3 protein-coding genes are annotated in these 3,554 nt (G+C 47.2%); 1 reads left to right on the top strand and 2 read right to left on the bottom strand.

The window, feature by feature from the left end:
- Positions 1–1,823 (bottom strand): methyl-accepting chemotaxis protein (locus MHN01_RS20525; protein WP_239413119.1); only part of this gene is annotated, 1,823 nt, incomplete at its 3' end.
- A gap of 322 nt (positions 1,824–2,145) precedes the next feature.
- Here MHN01_RS20525 and yqfB point away from each other — a divergent pair.
- Complete coding sequence (gene yqfB / locus MHN01_RS20530) at positions 2,146–2,463, top strand: N(4)-acetylcytidine aminohydrolase (protein WP_239413120.1); 318 nt, start codon at positions 2,146–2,148, stop codon at positions 2,461–2,463.
- A 34-nt stretch (positions 2,464–2,497) separates the two neighbouring features.
- Here the strand turns inward: yqfB and MHN01_RS20535 are convergent.
- Positions 2,498–3,554: Lon-insertion domain-containing protein (locus tag MHN01_RS20535; protein WP_239413121.1), on the bottom strand; the 1,057-nt coding region annotated here is incomplete at its 5' end.

Here is a 3,554-nt window from a genome sequence, read left to right on the forward strand (position 1 = left end):
ATTGCCTGTTGCTGGCTTTGTTGCATAGAGACCATAATGGACTGAGTGTCTTGTTCCAGGCGGCCCAGCATAGCCCGGATTTCTTCTGTCGACGTTTGCGTTCTGGTTGCCAGGTTACGTACTTCATCGGCAACAACCGCAAAGCCTCTACCGGCCTCTCCTGCTCGGGCAGCTTCAATAGCTGCGTTAAGTGCCAGTAGGTTCGTTTGATCAGCAATACCACCGATCTCAGTTAGCAAGCCTTGGATCGCTGCGCTTGATTGGGCAAGGTTCTGAATTTGATCCTGGGCATCGTTGATGCGACCTGCCAGTTCACTGACAGCTGTTGCTGTGTTGTCCATTTGCCCCATGCCGCTTAGGCTGTTGGATTGCACCTGGTTTGCCGCCGCAGCTGCCTGAACGGCGGAGCCGGCAACTTCCTGCGCCGATGCCGTCATCTGGTTGATTGCGGCTGCCAGCGAGTTCACTTCATTAACTTGTGCATTCAGTTTTTCTTTAGAGTCTTCAGCTTTTGTCTTGCCCTCCTGTGCATTGCACCCAACTTGATCTGCCGTTTGTTTTACCGAGCAGAGTGTCTCTTGCAGGCGAATGAGAAAGGTGTTGAACCAATGGGCAAGTTGGACCGTTTCATCTTGCCCTTTTACATCTAGTCGGTAAGTGAGATCACCATCGCCGTGTGCGACATCTTTGAATCGCTCAACAAGGTTTGAAAGCACTTTGCCAAGCGAGTTGGCAATGAAGGCGATTGTGGCGATACCAAGAACTGCCGCAATTAGCCCGGCTAAAACGCCTTTCTGGATAGCCTGATCATTTTGGCTGCCAATCCAGCTTTCGAATGCTGAAATGCTTTGAACTAGCTTGCTACCTGGTACTGAGACCATCACGATCCACGGTGCCCCTGATGTATCGACAGAGGTAATGGCATATTCTTTGGCACCAATGGTGATACGGTCAATCCCTTCCTGACGTGCAAGAGTCTGAATATTTGACCACTGCGATGCCAGCTCGCTGGCGACCTTTTTGCCAACCTGAGATGGTGTGCCACTGTTAGCCAATACCGCGCCTTTCCAGGATGTGATGATGATATTGCCTTCACCATTGAATAAATCACGGGCAAGGTTTTCACTTTGCCCCTGAAGCTCGGCCAGTGAGAGGTCAAAGCCCAGCGAGCCAACAATTTGACCGCCGACTTTGATTGGCTGGCTAATGGTCGTGATAAGCTCTTCTTTGCCACGAACCGGGTACATATAAGGTTCCATTACAAAAGTTTGACCCGTTTCGTACGGCATCAGGTGCCAGTCGTCAGTGCGTTCGCCGTTACTGTTAAGCTTTGTATTGCTAAAGCTTTCCATGGCAACAGGATCAAAGCTGTTGCTGTTCGGTGAAAAGAATGGGGCAAGGTAGCCTTTGCTGTTGATTGCTGCCGATGCTTCTAGCTCGGAGCTTGCAGGCCAGGTTTTCTGTTCCCATACCATATAGCCGGCAAATACCGCGCGGTCCTGGGCTTCTAGGGCTGCAATAAATTGTTTGACTATGGTATTGGCACCCGCACCGTTCTCGCCGCTTAATTCAATAATCGAGCGTATCTGGTTGAGGTTTGCCAGAACCGGAAATAGCCTGTTTGCGATGGTTTTTCCCTGCTCAGATGCGGTTGCTTTCAAATTAAGGTTGGTGGCATCACTCAGTTGGACAGTAACCTTATCGCTCACTTGCTGGTTAACGTTGGTAAATGCTGTCGTTGTCATTCCCATTGCAATAAGTAGTGTAAATGCCATAGCAATACCAACGCTGATGGCAATACGTGTTCGAATTGTTTTAAACACGAAATATACTTTAATATTATATGGTTATTGTGATTCAGCTGTTCTTGTTGAGGCTTTGCTGCTTCATCGTGTTTTAGGAAATGAATAGTTATCGATGAAAAGGTATTAAAAAAGCTGAAATAGGATTATATACAAAACAAATTAATAGGATGTGTGGAAGCATTAATGCCTTATAGGTATTAATTAATGGATTGTTAATACCCTCAGGTTGTTGATTTGAATGGTTATGTGACTGCTAAGGTATTCTTGAATGGATGTGCTTTTATCTGGGGGCGGCTTGGGTACAATAGCCGCCCTTTAAACGATGATACGACGGGTTATCATGACAATACCTACAACGATGCTGTTCTTTGAACGATTTGAAGCTGATATTTTAGCTGGAAAAAAGACAATTACGATTCGTGATGAGTCGGAAAACAACTATGTGCCGGGAACGGTTGTCCGTGTGTCTACCCTGGAAGAGGGGCGAGAGTTTTGCAGCTTGGAAATCTTGTCGGTTGAGCCAATCTTGTTTGATGACCTCTCTGATTTTCATGCACAACAAGAGAACATGTCTTTGCCGGTCCTAAAGGACGTTATCCAGGAGATCTACCCGGGCATTGAGCAGTTGTATGTTATCTCGTATAAGCTGTCACAGTAATAGTGCCAGCCTGAGGTTACCCAGAGAACTAAAGCTATCCTCTTTTGGGTGGCTTTGAGCTACCAGAGTTATTAAGTGCTTTATTCATCTGTTTAATACGGGTGATGATTGCGGCATTGATACTATTGGCGGGGTACTGATTCTTGGTATTTATTTTCCCCATCGCAACCTCGGTGAGGAGATTCATCACTTGATCAACATGATCAGCAACCCAAATATGGAAGTTGCCGTTTTGAACGGAGTTGCGAACGCTTTCGTTAACCATTAAATGAGCAAGGTTTGTTCTAGGGATGATGACACCTTGTTCGCCGGTGAGCCCTTTAAGATTGCAAATATCAAAGAAGCCTTCGATTTTCTCGTTGACCCCGCCAATGGCTTCGATATTTCCATGCTGATCAATAGCGCCAGTGACGGCTATGTTTTGCTTTATCGGGACCTGTGCAATCGCTGACAGCAAGGCACAGAGCTCTGCGGCAGAGGCACTATCGCCATCTATCATTCCGTAGGATTGTTCGAAAGTGAGGGTGGCCGAAAAGGACAGGGGTTGTTTTTGCTCGTATTGTTCGCGCAGATAGGCTGTCAGGATCATGACACCTTTCGAGTGGCTCGGGCCGCTCATATCCACTTCGCGCTCAATATTGACGACATGGCTTTGGCCCAAATGAACGGCAGCAGTGATACGGCAGGGGCGGCCGAACATATTCTCGTCAACACTGATAATTGACAGCCCGTTTATCTGGCCTACTTTTTCTCCATCTGTATCTATCTGGTTAATACCGCGGTGAATACTGTCTGTAATACACTCTTTCAGATAGTCAGTTCTGAACTGCTTTGCTTCTATGGCTTGCTGAATTGTTTCGCGGTTTATTACCGCAAGGTTTTGCTGTTCAGCCCAGTAATTTGCTTCAAGTATGATAGCGCTGATACTGTCGCGATGTAGGGTGAGCTTTTCACCATCCTCTGCTTGCCTTGCTGCAAATTCTATCACCCTTGCAACTGCCGTACGATCAAGCGGGCGGGCCTCTACATCTGTTTGGATTTGCCCGATAAGCTGCGAGTAAAGTTTGCAAGACTCCGTGGTTCGGCTGATC

This window comes from Photobacterium sp. OFAV2-7, assembly GCF_022347985.1.
Taxonomy (GTDB): Bacteria; Pseudomonadota; Gammaproteobacteria; order Enterobacterales; family Vibrionaceae; genus Photobacterium.

What these genes read in the sequence shown, in the direction of transcription:
- yqfB (WP_239413120.1), top strand. Translation starts at nt 2,146, where the DNA reads ATGACAATACCTACAACGATGCTGTTCTTTGAACGATTTGAAGCTGAT.